Source organism: Paraburkholderia metrosideri, from assembly GCF_904848625.1.
GTDB lineage: Bacteria > Pseudomonadota > Gammaproteobacteria > Burkholderiales > Burkholderiaceae > Paraburkholderia > Paraburkholderia metrosideri.
The window spans coordinates 142,155-160,719 of sequence record NZ_CAJHCP010000014.1; the positions used below are offsets into that span (position 1 = coordinate 142,155).

Sequence of the window (18,565 nt, forward strand, 5' to 3'; positions counted from 1 at the left end):
TGGTAACGATGAACGCGTGGCTCGAACCCCGCTACGTCGCGTGGATATGGCATGGCTTCGCGATGACACTGGGGCTGTCGGTCTCGGTGATGGTGTGCGCGACGCTGCTTGGCTTCGCCTTGGCACTGGCACGCAGCGGTCCTTATGCCGGGCTGCGTCGCGCTGCGGCCGGCTATGTGATGGTGTTCCGCAACTCGCCGCTACTGGTTCAACTGCTGTTCTGGTATTTCGGCGCGGCGACGTTGCTGCCCGATAGCGTGATGGCGTGGCTCAATACACCGCATACGATTGCGCTCGGTCCGCTGTCGCTCACATGGCCGACCTTCGAATTCGTCGCGGGATGGCTCGGACTCACCTGCTATACGACGACGTTTATCGGCGAAGAATTTCGTGCGGGCATGCAGGGTGTGCGCGACGGCCAGCATCAGGCTGCGGCCGCGCTGGGTCTCACGCGATTCGCGGCATTCCGTTATGTGGTCCTGCCGCAGGCAGTGCGTATCGCGACGCCGCCGCTCGCCGGACAATACATGAATGTGATCAAGAACTCGTCGCTGACCATGGCAATCGGTCTTGCCGAGTTGTCGTATTCGTCGCGCCAGGTCGAGACCGAAACGCTTAAGACGTTCCAGTCGTTCGGCATGGCGACGGTGCTCTATATCGTCGCGATTGCCGCAATCGAAGTCGCGTTGCTGTTATGGCAGCGGCGTCGTGCATCGGCTGCGCGCGGCTGGCGGCTTTCGCGAGGAGATCGCTGATGAGCGCGCTCGACTGGTTGCCTATCGCACGTTACCTGCTGCTCGGCGCGTTTCCCGCTGGTCCGCTTGGCGGCGTGGCGCTGACATTGGTACTGACGGTGCTCTCTGCCGTGTTATCCGCGTTGCTGGGACTCGCAGGGGGCGTTGCGCTGGTCATGACGCGAGGCGCAGTGCATGTGCTGCTACTTGCCGTTGTCGGCTTTTTCCGCGCGATTCCGGTGCTGATGCTGATCTTCTGGACCTTCTTCCTGATGCCGGTGCTGCTGCATATCGACGTCCCCGGACTGGCGACCGTGGTGTGCGCGCTTGCATTGATTGGCGGCGCGTATTTGTCGCATTCGGTGCGGGCCGGGATCGTCGCGGTCGGCGATGGACAGTGGCAGGCCGCGATGTCGCTCGGGATGACCCGTGGCCAGGCGCTGAGGTACGTGTTGTTACCTCAGGCAATCCGGATGATGGCGCCATCGTTCATCAATCAATGGGTGTCGTTGATCAAGGACACGTCGCTCGCGTATATCGTCGGCGTGCAGGAGTTCACGTTTCTGGCGAACCAGGTCAATAGCCGGCTGATGGTTTATCCGGCGCAGATTTTTCTGTTCGTCGGTCTGGTGTATCTCGTGTTGTGCAGCGCCTTTCAATGGGGTGCGACGAAGCTGCTGGCGGCGAGCTCCGGAGGGCCCAGCACATCGCGTTAGCTGTCCCGGCTGCGGCGCCGGCTGCAGCGCCACCAGGATTCTCGATTCTCCGAAAACCATTCCACAAAAGCTTGTTTGCGATTACCGAGTTGCATCGCTAACTTGATAGGCATGGTTTGAATCGACGGAGGTCGGATCATGGCAAGTTCGGCGATAGCGATATGGGACGGCGTTCGACACCCACGCGTGTTGCTGCGGCACTGGGTCAACCGTGCGCCTCGCAGCAAACCCCACGCGGATTCCGACGATGCCATGGCCGCGCCGGCGCACGAAGCCAGTTCACCGGAGCGGCTCGAGCGCATCGCCGCCTATGCGCGAAGCGGCTATTTCCATGTGGAATACACCGCCGGCATGTTCGTGGTGCCGCTCGACGTTCCACCCGAATGACGCTGAAGCAGTGGCAGCGTGCCGCATGACATCACGCGGCACGCTGGTGCTAGCAGGCTCAAGCGACCAAACCGATGCTTCTTTAGAAATGACAATTAATTGGTTCGGGTTCGGTTCCTTCTCTTTCATAGTGTCTTCTGATGGCTATAGACGGTTGCCAACTGTCTATAGCCCGAACCTGCGTGCATTGAGCCGCGCGATTTCGAAGGAGACGACATGACGATTGAGCTTGCAGAACGACCGGCCCAAACCCTGGATACGCTGCTGGAAAACGCCCGGAGCAAGGCTGTGGAAGCCGGGCTTGCCTATGCGGGAGGCCTGGCTCCCAAGGATGCGTGGGCGCTCGTGCAGGCCGGCGGTGCGGTGCTGGTCGACGTGCGTACCGCCGAGGAACGCAAATTCGTCGGTTTTATTCCGGACAGCCTGCATGTTGCGTGGGCGACGGGCACGAGCCTGACGCGTAATCCGCGTTTCGTGCGCGAACTGGAAGCCAAAACCGGCAAGGACACTGTGGTGCTGCTGCTATGCCGCAGTGGCAACCGCTCCGCCCAGGCCGCTGATGCTGCGGCCAAAGCGGGCTTCACCCAGGTATTCAATGTTCTCGAAGGTTTCGAAGGCGACCTGAACGATGCGCAGCGGCGTGGTACCAGCAACGGCTGGCGTTTTCACGATCTGCCGTGGATTCAGGACTGACGTTTTTAAATCGCGCAGCATTTTTACGGGGAGTAATCGCTGTGGCAGTTTTCGATGTCGATGATATTGTCCAGGCGCTTCAGGTTGTCCGCCAGCAATGGCGTGAAGTGCAGAAGCGCTCGCTCGAACCGGGCGGGCGCGAATTACCTGGGCGCGAAGCGTTATCCGAAATCATCGACGCGCTCAAAGGCGTGCTGTTTCCGATGCGGCTCGGGCCGCCCGATCTGCGCCAGGAAAGCGAAAACTTCTATGTCGGCCATGCGCTCGACGCCGCGTTGCATGCGCTGCTCGGCCAGGCGCGTCTCGAGTTGCACTACCGCACGCGGCATCAGCCGCCGCCCGCGGACGTCATCGAAGCCCAGGCGGGCATCGCGGTGCGCGCATTCGCGGCGCGCTTGCCGGCGATTCGCACTCTGCTCGACAGCGACGTGCTCGCCGCGTTCCATGGCGATCCGGCGGCAGGCAGCGTGGACGAAGTGCTGCTGTGCTACCCCGGCATTCTCGCGATGATCCACCACCGGCTCGCGCATGAACTGTACGGCCTGGGCTTGCCGCTGCTGGCGCGGATCGTCGCCGAACTTGCGCATGCGCAAACCGGTATCGACATTCATCCGGGCGCGCGGATCGGCGCGGGCTTTTTCATCGACCACGGCACGGGCGTCGTGATCGGCGAAACGTCGGTCATCGGCGAACGGGTGCGCGTGTATCAGGCCGTGACGCTCGGCGCGAAGCGTTTTCCGCGCGATGCGCAGGGGCATCTGGAGAAGGGCCACGCACGTCATCCGATTGTCGAGGACGACGTGGTGATCTATGCAGGCGCCACGATCCTCGGACGGGTGACGCTGGGACGGGGTTCGGTGATCGGCGGCAACGTGTGGCTCACCAACGACGTGGCACCCGGCTCGCACGTGACGCAGGCCGTGTCGCGTAACGAGGCGACGGGTGCGGCCGTGTCCGCCGCGCTGCCAAAGCCGCCGGCCAACCAGCAGGCCACGCAGGCCACGCAGGCCGCCGAAGCCGTGATCGCCGGAGTCGCGCGATGACGCTCGTCAGAAACTTTGGCACGGCGGTGCGGCATTTGCGTGAGTTACAAGGGTGGTCACAGGAGCAACTGGCCGAACACGCCGAACTGAACCGCTCTTATGTCGGCGAGATCGAGCGAGGCTCCGCGATTGCGTCGATCGTCACCGTCGACAAACTCGCCCGCGCGTTCGGCGTGCCGATCGAACGCCTGTTGCGGCCAGTCGCCGACAAAGACAAAGCGGCGACCGTCGCGAAAGAAGCTTCTGCCAGCTTCGATCCTGCTTCTATCCGCTAGATAGAACCCCGATTGCTGTCTATAGCATGTTGAGCGGCCCCGGCACGCTCCCGATAATCACGTTCGTTCATAAGTATTCCCGTTTTTCTTCTATAGAACCTGGAGCCACAAGATGACAGCAACAGTGGGCGGCCTGACGGCGCTCGGCGATACCGCAGCACGGCAACTCGCGAATGCCACCAAAACCGTTCCTCAACTCGCGACGATCACTCCGCGCTGGTTGACGCATCTGCTGCAATGGATTCCGGTTGAAGCGGGTATCTATCGTCTGAACCAGGTGAAGAATCCGGAAGCCGTGAAGGCAGCCTGTACCGCGCGCGAAGATGAAAGCATCTTGCCGCGTACCTTCGTGCCTTATGAAGAGCAACCGCGCGAGTACTTCCTGAATGCGGTCAGCACGGTGCTCGACGTTCACACGCGCGTCTCCGATCTGTACAGCAGCCCGCATGACCAGATCAAGGAACAACTGCGTCTGACGATCGAAACGATCAAGGAATTGCAGGAAAGCCAGCTGATCAACAATCCCGATTACGGTCTGCTTGCGAACGTCGCGGAAGAGCAGCGCGTGTTTCCGCTGACCGGCGCGCCGACCCCCGACGACCTCGACGAACTGCTGACTAAAGTGTGGAAAGAGCCGGCGTTCTTCCTGACCCATCCGCTCGCGATTGCTGCGTTCGGCCGGGAATGCACGCGCCGTGGCGTGCCGCCGCCGACGGTCAGCCTGTTCGGTTCGCAGTTCCTCACGTGGCGCGGCATTCCGCTGATTCCGTCGGACAAGGTGCCGGTTGCCGATGGCAAGACCAAGATCCTGCTGCTGCGCGTCGGCGATAAGCGCCAGGGCGTGGTCGGTCTGTTCCAGCCGGGCGTCGCGGGCGAACAGGGTCCGGGCCTGTCGGTGCGCTTCATGGGCATCAACAATCATGCGATCGCTTCGTACCTGATTTCGCTGTACTGCTCGCTTGCTGTGCATTCGCCGGATGCGCTGGCGGTCCTCGATGACGTCGAAATCGGCAAGTACCATGACTACCCAGACACCTACAAGTAAGCCCATGGAGAGCGTCCTGCCGCACGACGTGCCATCGGGGCCGCCCGCGGGTCTGCCTGATCCGTCTGTGCTGGCTTCGCTTGCCAACGCGTTTTTCTCGGCGTTGCCGGGTAGCGCGCCGCAGTTGAGCGGCGGCCGTGCGCCGGCGGTGCTTCCTGGCGTCGCCGGGACGTTGCCGTTGAGCGCACCGGTGCTCAACGAAGTCAGCAATCCCGCGCCGGCCGGTTCGCCGCTCTCAGGTCCTGGCGGGACAGGCACGGGTGTGCCGGGCGCGGCGTTGCCGCAAGGGCATCTGCCAGGCGGCAATCTGGCGCCGTCGGCGCCTACCCACGTGCTGTCGCTCGGCAACCGCGCGCCTGCGCTGGCGCCGCACGCAGCGGCGCAGAACGGTTTGCCGGATAACGTCGTCACCGTGGCACCGGCGCTCGATCCGCGGCTTGGCGGCGCGGCGCTGGGTGTGCCCGAGGGACTCGGAGCGCAGCGTCCGTCGGCTGGCGGCGCACCGCTGCCTTCTGGCCCGTCGGCCGCTTCGCCATCTGCGTCGCCGTATTATTTTCTCGGCGACGCGGGGCAGCCGCGCCAGCTTTCGCCTGCGTCGCAAGATATCGTCGTGCCGGGCTGGACCGAAGTCAGCGCGCAGTCGTTCGGCTTGCCGGGTGTCGATGAGCGGTTGTCCGAACCGCGCTTTCCGTATGACCGGCCTGCTTCGCCGGCGCCGGCATCCGCTGCGAGCCTGCCCGCCGTCGCAGTCGCGCAACCGGCCGCCAGCTCGCACTACTTTCTGGGCGATGCGCAAAGCTCGCGCTACACGGCATTGCAATCGGGCAAGCCCCACGGCATCCCGCAAGCCGGGGCATCCGCGCATCCTCCGTTCGATGTGAACGCCATTCGCCGCGATTTTCCGATTCTTCAGGAACGCGTGAATGGCCGGCAACTGGTGTGGTTCGACAACGCGGCGACCACGCATAAGCCGCAGGCGGTGATCGATCGACTGGCGTATTTCTACGCGCACGAGAACTCGAATATCCACCGCGCGGCGCACGCGCTGGCCGGACGCGCCACCGACGCTTACGAAGCCGCACGCAGCAAGGTGCAGCGTTTCATCGGCGCGTCGTCGCCGGAAGAAATCATCTTCGTGCGCGGCACGACCGAAGCGATCAACCTGATCGCGAAAACGTGGGGCGTGAAGCACGTGGGCGACGGCGACGAGATCATCGTGTCGCATCTGGAGCATCACGCGAACATCGTGCCGTGGCAGCAGCTTGCCGCGCAAACGGGCGCGAAGCTGCGCGTGATTCCCGTCGACGATAGCGGCCAGGTTCTGCTCGACGAGTACAAACGCCTTCTGAATGACCGCACGAAGATCGTGTCGGTAACGCAGGTGTCGAATGCGCTCGGCACGGTGGTGCCGGTGAAGGAGATTGTCGAGTTGGCGCATCGTGCCGGTGCGAAGGCGCTGGTCGACGGGGCGCAGTCGGTTTCGCATATGCGGGTCGACGTGCAGGCGCTGGACGCGGATTTCTTCGTGTTCTCCGGCCACAAGGTGTTCGGTCCGACGGGTATAGGCGTGGTGTACGGCAAGCGTGCGATTCTCGATGACATGCCGCCGTGGCAGGGTGGCGGCAACATGATCGCCGACGTCACGTTCGAGCGCACGGTGTTCCAGCCGCCGCCTAACCGTTTCGAAGCGGGCACGGGCAATATCGCCGATGCGGTGGGTCTCGGCGCGGCAATCGACTACGTGCAGCGGGTCGGTATCGAAAACATCGCGCGTTATGAGCACGATCTGCTCGCGTATGCGACGAGCGTGCTGCAACCGGTGCCCGGCGTACGGCTGATCGGCACCGCGCGCGACAAAGCCAGCGTGCTGTCGTTCGTGTTGAAGGGTTACGAGACCGAAGAGGTGGGGCAGGCGCTGAACGAAGAGGGCATTGCGGTGCGCTCGGGCCATCACTGCGCTCAACCGATCTTGCGGCGCTTCGGCGTCGAAGCGACTGTCAGACCGTCGCTGGCGTTTTACAACACGTGCGATGAGGTGGATCAGTTGGTGTCGGTGGTCAAACGGCTCTCGTCGCGTCGGTAGACGCCTGCCGGTGTTGAGCGGCCACTGACAGTGACCGTTGCAGGCCGCACGCTGTATGGCAACAGGCATTGCGTGGGTGGACGGCACGTCCACCTCGCAATGCCTGTTTTGCTTTGGCATTCATTTCGACGCATAACTTTCCACGATTCGTTATTTCCATCCCGTGTGGCGAGCGCCTACGCTCAATTATCGGGTGATGCATGCCCATTGCCGCCGCTCGCCGGCATCTGCACCCGCAACGCCGAAGCGCGTGGTCGCAGCCAATCGATTTGCGACCGTTCAATCAATCGTTTTAACGTGATGAGGACGTGAACATGAGCGATATCGTCATCGATAAGCCCGCGTCGGCCACGACGATCGAAGCGGAGTTGAACTACCTCGAATTCACCGGCGAAAGACCGGTGTCGTATCAGTACGATCCGCCGCCGGGCGTGCCGAAGCGCAGCGGCGTGTATCGCACGCATCGCGTGCCGATTTCGAATGCACGGGTCGCGCCACCGCCTGGCGCGTTATCGCTCGATAGAAACGGTTTCGAACTGCATCGGCATCCGGGCGCGTTGCGCGATTTCTCGGACCCGCAGCAGATCAGATCGGTCTATTACGCCGAAGCGGAAACGCTGCTCAAACGTGCCACCGGTGCCAGGCGGGTCGTCGTGTTCGATCACACGCTGCGTGACGGCAACGCGGAGCGCGCCGACGGCGTGAGGGAACCCGTCAAATACATTCATAACGATCAGACTTTCGTGTCGGGGCCGCGCCGCGTGCGCGATCATTTGCCGCCGGGGGACGCGGAGCAGTTGTTGCAGGGCCGCGTGGCGATCGTCAACCTGTGGCGGCCGATAGGCGACACCGTGCAGTCGTCACCGCTGGCGTTGTGCGACTCGCGCAGCATTGCGCTGAACGATCTGGTGGCGTCCGACCTCGTCTATCCGGACAAGGTCGGCGAGACCTATGCGCTGGTGTTCAATCCGCGGCATCGCTGGTACTACTTTCCCCACATGACGCCCGACGAATACCTGCTGCTGAAAATCTACGATTCGGCGGGTGATCCGATTGCACGGCTGAGCGCGCACACGGCGTTCGACGATCCCACGTCGGCACCCAACGCGCCTGCGCGCCGCAGTATCGAGCTGCGCTCGCTGCTGTTTTTCTAAACGAAACTATCTACGTCTACAGTCCGGCAGGGTTCGTAAGTTCTGTCCTGCCGGCAGACGAGATTGCCGCTTACTCTGGTTGGCAATCCACATCAGTCACGGTGTCAGATCGCGCGTCTTGCCGCGCAGGTCTTCTGCTGTCATTAGTCGGTCCAGCAACACGCTGCAATCGCACGATGAAGGGTGCGGAACCGACTGCCCGGTCCTACATGGTCCCGGCAAAGATAGCCACATAATCCGTCAACCTGGCAACGCTAGCGATACCGCCGCGTCGTATTGGCACGAACTCGCCGGGCTCTTTTGAGTAGCGTTCAACCTTTGACTTTAGGCAAGCTGCACGGTGAATCCAAATAAGCTTTCGTCCGAACCAAAGTACTTCATCGGTGGACTCTTTGTTCTCTGAGCATGACTAAAGGAATCGTCTGCGGCGGCATATTCATGCGCCTAATGCTTATTTGATGCGGCAGCGTCATCCTGCTTTCATAGTCCTCGCTATCGACGTGTAGACGCATTGACCTATCGATCCCCAGGAGAACGCCATGAGTACCGTGCTCGACAAGCAGCCGCAAGCCACCGCTCACCAGAATCTTCGCGTACGCCAATACAAACCGTTGATCGGCGCAGTGATCGACGACGTCGATCTGTCGCAACCACTCAGTGAAGAAAATCAGAAAACACTCCGGCAGGCGCTTGTCGATCACGGCGTGATCTTTTTTCGCGAGCAGGCGCTTACGCCTGAACAGCATGTGGCGCTCGCTCGCATCTTCGGCACTCCCGTTCGCAAGAACATCTACCTGCCGGCCGTCGCCGGCTTTCCGGAGATCGAGGTCATTGCCCATAGCGACAAGACGCAATCAGGCGGCACGGACAACTGGCATGTCGACGTTTCATGGCAGCCGCGGCCGCCCAAAGCCACCGTCCTTCACGCCCAGGAGATTCCCGAAGGTGGCGGCGGCGACACGATCTGGACCTCGGCGGCGGCAGTCTACGACTTGCTGGATGCCGATCTGGCCCGCTACTTCGAAAAGTTGAAAGCGGTGAATACGTTCATTGCATCGCCGAAGAAGAGCGCGCTGTCGGATCTGTTGAGCGGCTATGAAATACCTGAAGGCGCGGTCGAACAAAGCGTCGAGGCGGGCATCGAGCGAGTGCGCGATGCCTCGCAGAAGTATCCGCCAATCGAAGTGCCGGTGATCAAGCGGCACCCTGAAAACGGCCGCAAACTGGTGTTCGTCAACGAAGGACATACGAGCCATCTGCTCGGCGTGTCGAAGACAGCGAGCCAGAGCCTGCTCAACTATCTGTACGACCTGATCAAGACGCCCGAAGTGCAGGCGCGCTTCGAATGGCGTGCCGGCGACGTGGCGATATGGGACAACCGTCAGGTGCAGCATTATGCGGCGCGTGATTACGGCTCGGCCCGCAGGCGCATTCACCGCATCACGCTCGAACACGACGGCGTGTTCTGAGCGGCACGCGCAGGCTTTCACAATCGACCACGGAGAACGGAGCATGAGGTATACCGCACGTCGTCTGCGGCAAGGTGTTGCGCATTGGAGTTACTTCTGGGGGATGGTCGGAAGTCTCGTGCTATTCGGAACACCTGCGTTCGCGCAGGCGCCCGAGAAGCTCGAACTACGCTATCAGGGATGGGCGAGCAAGGTGCTGTATCCGGAGCTCGCCGAAGATCTCGGTTACCTCGCGCCGATCAAACTCAAGTGGGTGGGCAATACGATCAGCGGACCTCAGGATATCCAGGCCGCGGTGACCGGCGACGTCGACTTCGGCGGCGCGTTCAATGGGTCGATTGTGAAGCTGGTGGCGGCGCATGCGCCGGTAAAAGCAGTGATTTCGTACGTCGGCACCGACAAGCAAACCAACGGCGGCCTGTTCGTGCTGCAGGGCAGTCCGATTCACGGCGCGCGCGATCTGCTCGGCAAGAAGGTTGGCGTCAATACACCCGGCGCTTATGAGCAGTATCTGGTGACCGCGTATCTGGAGAAGGCCGGTTTATCAAAAGACGATCTGCAGAAAATCACGTTCGTCGCCGCGCCGCCGGTCAACCTCGCGCAATTGCTCAAACAGAAGCAGCTCGACGCAATCTTTCTTGAAGACATCATCAAGGACAAACTGGTCGCCGACGGCGGCGCGACTCTGCTGACCACGGACTATCAGCTATTCGGGTCCTTCGGCTATGCGAGCTATCTGTTCACCGACCGCTTCATCGCGCAAAACCCGAACACGGTGCGAAAATTCGTCGACGGCACGGCTCGCGCGATCGAGTGGGCGAGAAATACGCCGCACGATGAAGTGGTCGCGAGACTGAAAAAGATCGTCGCGCAGCGGCATCGCAACGAGGACGCGTCGATCGTCAACTACTGGAAGTCGGCTGGGGTAGGCGGCAAGGGTGGCCTGATCAATGCGGACGATTTCACGACGTATATCGACTGGTACGTCAGCAACGGCGTGCTGAAGGCGGGGCAGGTAAAGCCCGAAGATATCTATTCGAATCAGTTCAATCCGTTCAACCAGTCGGTGGCCGCTCATTGAGCGACCACTGTATCGAATCGCGAGGCCCGCGAACATGGGTGCTTCAATTAGCGTGCGCAATGTCGGCAAGGGTTTTGATCTCAAACGGCGCGGCCATTTCAGTGTGCTCGACGATGTCTCGTTCCACGTCGGCGCAGGAGAATTCGTCGCGCTGGTCGGTCCGAGCGGATGCGGCAAGACGACCTTGCTCGATCTGATCGCAGGGCTTGCGAAGCCGGACCGTGGACAGATACTGATCGATAACAGGCTGATCGAAGGACCCGGTCTGGATCGCGGCGTGGTGTTCCAGCAATACGCGCTGTTTCCGTGGAAAACAGCGCTCGGCAATGTCGAATTCGGTCTTGAGGCGAAAGGCGCGGCGAAGGCGGAGCGCAAGACGCATGCGCGGGAGTATCTCGATCTGGTCGGCCTGGCTGCATTTGGAGACCGTTACCCGCACGAATTGTCAGGCGGCATGAAGCAGCGCGTCGCGATTGCGCGCGCGCTCTCTTTCAATCCCGATGTGCTGCTGATGGACGAGCCTTTTGCCGCGCTCGACGCGCAGACGCGCGAAACATTGCAGGACGAGCTGCTGCGTATCTGGCAACGCACGGGGACAACGGTTGTGTTCATCACCCATTCGATCGACGAAGCGATTTATCTCGGTCAGCGCGTGCTGGTGATGGCGGCTACGCCCGGCCGCATCACGCATTCGCTCGACGTGCGGATCGAACGCGGCGATCTCTCCGACGACCTGCGTTCCACCCCGGAATTCGTGCGGCTTAGGCACGATATCTGGCAATTGACTCATCAACGCCGCGCAGGCCCGCGTCTTGAAGTGGCGCATGCGGCTTAATCAGGAGTCTCCGTAATGAGCACGTTGTCAACGCGAATCGCCGCCGCGAACTCGCCCGCTTCTGGTGTCGTGGCAAAACTATCGCGTATCGTACGGGGCAGTATCGCGATTGTCGTGTTCTGTGCGTTGTGGGAGATCCTGCCTCGCGCAGGATGGGTCGATGCGACTTTCCTGCCACCTTTTTCCACAGTACTCGTCGCGTTATTCGACATGACGCGCTCCGGAGAACTCGCGGAACATCTGTTCGCGAGCGGGCTGCGCGCCGTCAGTGGCTTTGCGATTGCGGTGGCAATTGGCGTTCCGCTGGGGCTGCTGATCGGCTGGTACCGGACGTTAGCGGAGATTCTCAATCCGCTACTCGAACTGTTTCGCAATACCGCGCCGCTTGCGTTGCTGCCGGTATTCGTGCTCGTGCTGGGCATGGGCGAAACCTCGAAAGTGTCGATGGTCGTTTACTCCTGCGTATGGCCGGTCGTGCTCAACACAGTCAGTGGCGTGCGCAATGTAGATCCGTTGCTGATCCGCTCCGCGCTTTCAATGGGTCTTACGCCGTTTCAGCTATTTCGCAAGGTCGTGCTGCCCGCATCGATACCGACCGTGTTCACCGGTATTCGGGTCGCGGGTGCCTACTCGATCCTCGTGCTGATCGCCGCGGAAATGGTCGGCGCCAAAGCGGGCCTCGGCTATCTCGTCAATTACTCGCAATTCACTTTTGAAATTCCGAAGATGTACGCGGGCATTGTCACGCTCGCGCTACTCGGTCTCGCGTTCAATCAGGCGGTATTGCTGGCGGAACGGCGGCTGACCGCGTGGCAGGGTGAACGCTGAGCGTTTTATCTCGCCACGCAAAGGTATGTTCTCTGGAGATAATCTGTGACGACCAACAACGTAGAAAAACATCGCCGGCCTCCAGTCACCGCCGCCGACCGCGCCGTGCTGCACGACGCCGACGTGCTGGTGATCGGCGGCGGACCGGCCGGTGCATGGGCGGCTATCAGTGCCGCCGCCAACGGCGCTCAGGTCGTGCTGGCGGATAAGGGTTTTTGCGGCACGTCGGGTGCGACGGCGCCTGCTGGAACTGGCGTCTGGTACGTGTCGCCGGACGACGATGCGCGAGAGCGCGCGAAAGCGAGCCGCTTCAGATTAGGCGGCGAACTCGCGGAGCAGACGTGGATGGATCGTGTGCTCGAACAGACGTGGATCAACGCGCATCAACTCGCCGAATGGGGCTATCCGTTTCCTGTCGACGATGCCGGTGAGCAACGGCGCACGTCGTTGCAAGGCCCCGAATACATGCGGCTGATGCGCAAACGCGTCAAGCAAGCGCAAGTGCGCATACTCGATCACAGCCCGGCATTGGAACTACTGGTCGACCAGCACGGCACGGTGGCCGGCGCGGCAGGTGTCGATCGTCAGGCGGGCGATCCGTGGACCGTGCGCGCGGGGGCAGTCGTGATCGCCACGGGCGGCTGCGCGTTTCTCAGCAATGCGCTCGGCTGCAACGTGCTGACCGGCGATGGTCAGTTGATGGCCGCCGAAGTGGGCGCGGCGCTGTCCGGCATGGAGTTTTCGAATGCGTATGGGTTGGGGCCCGCGTTTTCATCGGTGACGAAATCGCTGTTTTATAACTGGGCGACGTTCTATTACCGCGATGGTTCGGCGATTCCCGGTGCGGGGTCGTCACATGGGCGAGGCGTGATCGCGCAGACCCTGGAGATAGAGCCGGTGTTCGCGTGCCTCGATCGCGCGGACGAACAGATTCGCGGATGGATGCGTCAGGCGCAGCCGAATTTCTTTTTGCCCTTCGACCGCCTCGGCATCGATCCGTTTACGCAGCGCTTCCCGGTCACGTTGCGTCTGGAAGGGACCGTGCGGGGAACCGGCGGTTTGCATCTGGTCGACCAGACCTGCGCCACCTCGGTGGAAGGGCTCTATGCGGCCGGCGATGCGGCCACGCGCGAATTGATCTGTGGCGGCTTTACTGGGGGCGGTAGTCACAATGCCGCGTGGGCAATGTCGTCGGGCTTCTGGGCTGGCGCGGGCGCAGCCGATTACGCGCGTTCGCAACGGCGCATCGGCCCAGGCGGCAAACGCAGGCTGTTGCGAGCTGGCGGCGCCGGACTGCGCGACGGCGGCGGGCACGCGTCTTATGACAGCAACGAAGTGATCCGCAGCGTGCAGCAGGAAGTTTTTCCGACTCAGCGCAACTGGACCCGCGATGGCGATCTGCTCGGCGATTCGCTGGTGCGGCTCGACGCGCTATGGCATCGCGTGCGAGGCGCCGCTGCGGCACGCAATGCGCTGGATGCGGTGCGCGCCAGAGAAGCCGCAGCACTGGTTGCCACGTCGCGCTGGATGTATCGCAGCGCGCAGCAACGCACGGAGACCCGCGGGATGCATCGGCGGCGAGAGCATGGAGCGCTCGATCCATCGCAGGGACATCGCCTGTTGAGCGGCGGCCTGGACGAGGTCTGGATCGACAGACTGGCCGTGCCGCGATCCGCCCATCACGTTCAAGGAGTTACGGCATGATCGAAATTGTCGACGCCGCGCGCTGCACGGGCTGCAACATCTGCGTGCGGGCCTGCCCGACCAACGTGTTCGACATCGTGCCTGATAGCGCGCCACGCATCGCGCGTCAGCATGATTGCCAGACCTGCTTCATGTGCGAGCTGTATTGTCCTGAAGACGCGCTGTTCGTTGCACCGAACGTCGAACCGGCGCAAGCCGGCGCGCTGGACGATGCAGCATTTGGACAGTACCGGCAGACCGTCGGCTGGGGCCGCGCAAGACAACCGACCGCCAGTCTGGATGCGAGCTACGAATTACTGGCTCGCGCGCACTGAGGCGCCGGGGTTGGCGGCGAAGCCGTTTCGCCCCGGCAGCACTTGTTAGCGAGCCAACACCGCGTTATTTTCCGCCAACACATGGCGGTTCACCGGCCGTGGCAGTCCGAGATTGTCACGCAGCGTGGTGCCCTCGTATTCGGTACGGAACAGACCGCGCCGCTGCAATTCCGGCACGACCTGATCGGCGAATTCGGTCAGTCCGCCAGGCAGCCACGGCGACATGATGTTGAAGCCGTCGGCGCCGTCTTCTTCGAACCATTGCTGCAACTGGTCCGCAATGCTCTGCGGCGTGCCGACCACCTGAAGATGGCCGCGCGCACCCGCAATGCGTAGATACAGGTCACGTATGGTCAGATTCTCGCGGCGTGCCAGATCGAGCAACAGGCGTTGCCGGCTTTTGCCGCCGTTGGTTTCGGGGAGTTCGGGAAACGGTCCGTCGACAGGGTAGTCCGACAGGTCGACGCCGCCCGACATGTTGGACAGCAGAGACAAGCCGACTGTCGGGTGAATCAGGTTCTGCAATACGTCGAATTTCTCGCGTGCTTCTTCGTCGGTCCGGCCGATCACCGGGAAGATACCCGGCATGATTTTCAGGTGGTCCGGCTTGCGTCCATATCGTGCGAGCCTGCCCTTGATGTCGCGATAGAAGATCTGCGCTTCTTCGAGCGTTTGATGCGCGACGAAAATGACTTCGGCGGTTTGCGCGGCGAGTTCCTTGCCGGCTTCTGATGCGCCGGCCTGCACGACAACCGGCCATCCTTGCGGCGACCGCGCCACGTTCAGCGGACCGCGCACGTTGAAATGCGTGCCGCGATGGTTGAGCACATGCAGCTTGTCCTGATCGAAATACACGCCACTTTCCTTGTCGCGAATGAAAGCGTCGTCTTCCCAACTGTCCCACAGACCCGCGACCACGTCATAGAATTCGCGCGCGCGTTCATAGCGTACCGCGTGGTCCGGGTGTTGTTCGAAATTGAAGTTCAGGGCTTCGGATTCGGTGCTCGACGTGACCAGGTTCCAGCCCGAACGACCGCCGCTCAAATGATCGAGCGACGCAAACTTGCGCGCCAGGTTATACGGCTCGTTGAACGTGGTCGAGACCGTGGCAATCAGGCCGATATTGCGCGTGACCACGGAAAGCGCGGACAACAGCGTCAGCGGTTCGAAGTGATCGGCGCGTGCGGTGCGTGACAAGGAGGCGAGGTTGGTATCGCGAACGCTGACGCTGTCAGCGAAAAAGATGGCGTCGAATTTCGCGCGCTCCGCAATCTGCGCCAGTTCGGCATAGTGCTGGAAATCGAGTCCGCCGCCCGCATGCGCGCCGGGATGCCGCCATGCGGCGATGTGGTGGCCGGTTTCCATCAGGAACGCGCCCAGTCTGATCTGCCGTTTGCTCTCGCTCATCGTTTGCTCCGTCAAATACCGCTGTTTTTAGCTGTTTTTTTGCTGTGTGCCGCGCGTCACCACGCGAGGCGCCATTCCGTGATCGGTGGATTCACGGCGGTAGATGGCGATCTCAGGCCGTCGTTGCGGTCGTATGGTTTGCCACCGCGGCTACCGGGGCTACCGGCGTCGCCGCCCGTATCGCCAAAATCGGCGACGATTTCGTCACGCAAGCGGATGAAGCGCGGATCACTACGCTCGCGCGGCCTGGGCAGCGCGATATCGACAATCCGCTTGATGCGGCCTGGGCGCGGCGCCATCGTCACGACCCGGTCGCCGAGATACACGGCTTCGTCCACGTCGTGCGTGACGAGGATCATCGTGATGCGTTCCTGCTGCCAGATACGTTGCAATTCGTTTTGCAGACGCCCGCGCGTGAGCGCGTCGAGTGCGCCGAACGGCTCGTCGAGCAGCAGCACGCGCGGCCGGTTGACGAGTCCGCGTGCAATCGCCACGCGTTGCGCCATGCCACCCGACAATTGATTCGGATACGCGTTTTCAAAGCCCTTCAGACCGACGAGCGCGATGTGTTCAGCCACCGCATCGCGCTTCTGCCGCGCCGATAGCGGCGCATTGCGCAGTGCGGCCTGAATGTTTTGCGACGCGGTCAGCCACGGGAACAGCCGGTGGTCCTGAAACACGATTCCCCGTTCCAGCGAGGTATCGCGCACCCGTTCGCCGCCGACCAGAATCTCGCCGCTGTAATCGGTATCGAGTCCGGCAATCAGACGCAGCAGCGTCGACTTGCCACAGCCGCTCGACCCGAGCACGCTGATGAACTCGCCGGGGCGTACGTGCAGGCTGACGTCGTCGAGCACATCCAGCGTGGTGCCATGCTGCACGTAGCGCTTTCGCACGTGACGAACGTCGAGTCCTTCCAGTCCTGAGGCGACAGTGGTCATGGGAACGGTCCTGTATGAATTAGCGCGCACGTGAGATAGCCTGCACGTGCATCACGATGCGCCCAATGTGGTGGCAGCCTGCGACGGACGCACGGTGCGCCGTGCAAAAATCGCCCGTTCGACGGCGCGGGCCAGCGCGTTCAGTGCCCAGCCGGTCAAGCCGACGACGATGATGCCGAGCAGCACCAGATCCATCCTGAACTGCTCGCTGCCGTCAATCAGCAGATTGCCGATGCCGCTGCCGGAGACCAGCAGGTACTCGGCGCCGAGCGTCGCGAGCCACGAATAGATCAACGCGAGATAGATGCCGGTGAAAATCGACGGCAGCGCTGCGGGAAGAATCACGTGAGCGATCAGTTGCAGACGCGAATAGCGGAATGCGCGGGCCACTTCGATATAGCTGCGCGGCACCGCGTGAATGCCGTCGCAGGTGTGCGCGGTGACGGGCAGCAACGCGGCCAGCGACAGGAAGACGACTTTGGCTACGTCGCCCAGACCGAACCACACCGAAATCAACGGAATCCACGCGAATAGCGAGATCTGTTTGAACGTGTCGAAACTCGGGCCGACCATCCGGCGTGCGATCCGCGAAAAGCCCAGCAGGCTGCCGAGCAGCAGTCCGCCCACGGTGCCGATCACGAACCCGCAACCCTCGCGTGCCAGCGATGCGGACAGTGCGCGCAGCAACGCACCGCTCCCGAGTTGTTGCAAGCCCGCATGCAGAACCGCCAGCGGGCTCACCAGCAGGCCGCTTTTAACAAGGTGAAGCGCAGATATCGCCGACCACAACGCGACCGCGATAGCGGGTAATACGAGGCCGCGCCATGCGGCGCCGCGTCGATTGACGGAGGCGGGTTTCTTTTCGCGCTTGGCAGGCAACGCACAATCGCAGGGTGGAGGCCCTTTTCGCTGGGTCGCGCGAGCGCTGGCCCCGGCGTTGAAGATCGATCGAAAGCGCATGTGAGTTCCTTTGCAGTGGGTCGGTTTCAGTCGCGAAACGCCGACGGCTGGCCGCGCCGCAGACGCGCTTCGAGCGCTTCGAGCAGACGGTTCACGACAAACCCGATCGCGCCGACCACGACGACCGATGCCATCACCAGATCGAGCTGGAACAGTTGCCGCCCATAAACGATCAGATAGCCGAGACCTTCGGACGAAGCGACCAGTTCGACCACCACCAGCGCGAGCCACGCCTTCGTAAAGGCCAGCCTTACGCCTGTTGCCAGCGTCGGCACGGCAGCGGGCAGCACGACATGGACGATTCGCTGCCAACGGCTATAGCCATAACCGCGCGCCACTTCGTCGAGGCTCGGCGGCGACTGGCGGAAGCCCTGCAACGTGCTGAGCGTGACCGGCACCAGCGCGGCGTGCGCGATCAGGATGTATTTGAGCGGCTCGCCCACGCCGACCAGCAGCAATAGAAACGGCAGCCAGCCCAGCACGGGAATCTGCACGAGCGCGTTAAAGCCAGGCAGCACATACGCTTCGAACGTACGGGACAGGCCGAGCGCCGCGCCGATCACGAAGCCGAGTAGCGTGCCGATGGCGAAGCCGAGCATCACGCGCTGCAGGCTGATCAGCGTGTGACTCGCCAGGTCGCCGCTGCGCGCGAGGTCCACGAACGTTTCATAAACGCGCGATGGCGGCGGCAGAATCTGCGGCGCGATCCAGCCTCGGTCGCAGCCGATCGTCCACAGCGCAAACAGCGTCGCAGGCAGCAGCCACGGTGCGAGTTGCCATGAGATTCTGCGCAGCCACTTGCGGGCGCGTGGCTCGTGACGCTGAGCGCCGCGCGCATCGCCATTCGCGGTGGGAAGTGGGATCGCCGTTTCGCTCATCGTCTCGGTCCGTGTTCC

At 62.2% G+C, this 18,565-nt stretch carries 19 protein-coding genes; 15 read left to right on the top strand and 4 right to left on the bottom strand.

Features of this window, described 5'->3' with window-relative positions; all coding sequences use genetic code 11:
- Window positions 1–8: 8 nt before the first annotated feature.
- The 15 genes from LMG28727_RS27720 to LMG28727_RS27790 all read left to right on the top strand — a co-directional run bounded on the left by LMG28727_RS27720 (window position 9) and on the right by LMG28727_RS27790 (window position 14,361).
- Window positions 9–755, top strand: coding sequence for an amino acid ABC transporter permease (locus LMG28727_RS27720; protein WP_201645518.1), 747 nt, complete (start codon window positions 9–11; stop codon window positions 753–755).
- On the top strand, window positions 755–1,450 hold the full coding sequence (locus LMG28727_RS27725; protein ID WP_201645519.1) for an amino acid ABC transporter permease: 696 nt from the start codon (window positions 755–757) through the stop codon (window positions 1,448–1,450). Before LMG28727_RS27720 ends, LMG28727_RS27725 begins: the two co-directional genes overlap by 1 nt.
- A gap of 138 nt (window positions 1,451–1,588) precedes the next feature.
- Complete coding sequence (locus LMG28727_RS27730) at window positions 1,589–1,837, top strand: hypothetical protein (protein WP_201645612.1); 249 nt, start codon at window positions 1,589–1,591, stop codon at window positions 1,835–1,837.
- Between the two features lie 216 nt (window positions 1,838–2,053).
- The gene (locus LMG28727_RS27735; RefSeq protein WP_201645520.1) at window positions 2,054–2,530 is read left to right on the top strand and encodes a rhodanese-like domain-containing protein; all 477 of its coding nucleotides are present in this window, start codon (window positions 2,054–2,056) and stop codon (window positions 2,528–2,530) included.
- A 41-nt stretch (window positions 2,531–2,571) separates the two neighbouring features.
- Window positions 2,572–3,573 carry a serine O-acetyltransferase EpsC gene (gene epsC / locus LMG28727_RS27740; RefSeq protein ID WP_236592417.1) on the top strand — a complete coding sequence of 334 codons (1,002 nt, stop codon included), beginning with the start codon at window positions 2,572–2,574 and terminating at the stop codon, window positions 3,571–3,573.
- Window positions 3,570–3,848 carry a helix-turn-helix domain-containing protein gene (locus tag LMG28727_RS27745; protein ID WP_201645521.1) on the top strand — a complete coding sequence of 93 codons (279 nt, stop codon included), beginning with the start codon at window positions 3,570–3,572 and terminating at the stop codon, window positions 3,846–3,848. Before epsC ends, LMG28727_RS27745 begins: the two co-directional genes overlap by 4 nt.
- A gap of 112 nt (window positions 3,849–3,960) precedes the next feature.
- Window positions 3,961–4,893: a family 2A encapsulin nanocompartment shell protein gene (locus LMG28727_RS27750; protein ID WP_201645522.1), complete on the top strand. Its 933-nt coding sequence runs from the start codon at window positions 3,961–3,963 to the stop codon at window positions 4,891–4,893.
- On the top strand, window positions 4,868–6,976 hold the full coding sequence (locus tag LMG28727_RS27755) for a family 2A encapsulin nanocompartment cargo protein cysteine desulfurase (RefSeq protein ID WP_201645523.1): 2,109 nt from the start codon (window positions 4,868–4,870) through the stop codon (window positions 6,974–6,976). Before LMG28727_RS27750 ends, LMG28727_RS27755 begins: the two co-directional genes overlap by 26 nt.
- A gap of 314 nt (window positions 6,977–7,290) precedes the next feature.
- Window positions 7,291–8,130, top strand: coding sequence for a CmcJ/NvfI family oxidoreductase (locus LMG28727_RS27760; RefSeq protein ID WP_201645524.1), 840 nt, complete (start codon window positions 7,291–7,293; stop codon window positions 8,128–8,130).
- Window positions 8,131–8,669: 539 nt separating this feature from the next.
- Window positions 8,670–9,599, top strand: coding sequence for a TauD/TfdA dioxygenase family protein (locus tag LMG28727_RS27765; protein ID WP_201645525.1), 930 nt, complete (start codon window positions 8,670–8,672; stop codon window positions 9,597–9,599).
- Between the two features lie 43 nt (window positions 9,600–9,642).
- Window positions 9,643–10,680: an ABC transporter substrate-binding protein gene (locus tag LMG28727_RS27770; protein WP_201645526.1), complete on the top strand. Its 1,038-nt coding sequence runs from the start codon at window positions 9,643–9,645 to the stop codon at window positions 10,678–10,680.
- A 34-nt stretch (window positions 10,681–10,714) separates the two neighbouring features.
- Entirely contained in the window at window positions 10,715–11,515 is an 801-nt protein-coding gene (locus LMG28727_RS27775) for an ABC transporter ATP-binding protein (protein ID WP_201645527.1), read from the top strand.
- A gap of 15 nt (window positions 11,516–11,530) precedes the next feature.
- Window positions 11,531–12,343: an ABC transporter permease gene (locus tag LMG28727_RS27780; protein WP_201645528.1), complete on the top strand. Its 813-nt coding sequence runs from the start codon at window positions 11,531–11,533 to the stop codon at window positions 12,341–12,343.
- Between the two features lie 105 nt (window positions 12,344–12,448).
- Window positions 12,449–14,047 carry an FAD-dependent oxidoreductase gene (locus LMG28727_RS27785; RefSeq protein ID WP_201645604.1) on the top strand — a complete coding sequence of 533 codons (1,599 nt, stop codon included), beginning with the start codon at window positions 12,449–12,451 and terminating at the stop codon, window positions 14,045–14,047.
- Window positions 14,044–14,361, top strand: coding sequence for a 4Fe-4S binding protein (locus LMG28727_RS27790; protein WP_201645529.1), 318 nt, complete (start codon window positions 14,044–14,046; stop codon window positions 14,359–14,361). Before LMG28727_RS27785 ends, LMG28727_RS27790 begins: the two co-directional genes overlap by 4 nt.
- A gap of 45 nt (window positions 14,362–14,406) precedes the next feature.
- Here LMG28727_RS27790 and LMG28727_RS27795 read toward each other — a convergent pair whose 3' ends face one another.
- The 4 genes from LMG28727_RS27795 to LMG28727_RS27810 are packed head-to-tail and all read right to left on the bottom strand — an operon-like array spanning window position 14,407 to window position 18,547.
- Window positions 14,407–15,768 carry an LLM class flavin-dependent oxidoreductase gene (locus tag LMG28727_RS27795; protein ID WP_201645530.1) on the bottom strand — a complete coding sequence of 454 codons (1,362 nt, stop codon included), beginning with the start codon at window positions 15,766–15,768 and terminating at the stop codon, window positions 14,407–14,409.
- Window positions 15,769–15,824: 56 nt separating this feature from the next.
- Window positions 15,825–16,709, bottom strand: coding sequence for an ABC transporter ATP-binding protein (locus LMG28727_RS27800; RefSeq protein WP_201645531.1), 885 nt, complete (start codon window positions 16,707–16,709; stop codon window positions 15,825–15,827).
- A gap of 51 nt (window positions 16,710–16,760) precedes the next feature.
- Window positions 16,761–17,669, bottom strand: coding sequence for an ABC transporter permease (locus LMG28727_RS27805; RefSeq protein ID WP_201645532.1), 909 nt, complete (start codon window positions 17,667–17,669; stop codon window positions 16,761–16,763).
- Between the two features lie 26 nt (window positions 17,670–17,695).
- A complete protein-coding gene (locus tag LMG28727_RS27810; protein ID WP_201645533.1) occupies window positions 17,696–18,547 on the bottom strand; it encodes an ABC transporter permease in 852 nt (283 codons plus the stop codon).
- Window positions 18,548–18,565: the final 18 nt, after the last annotated feature.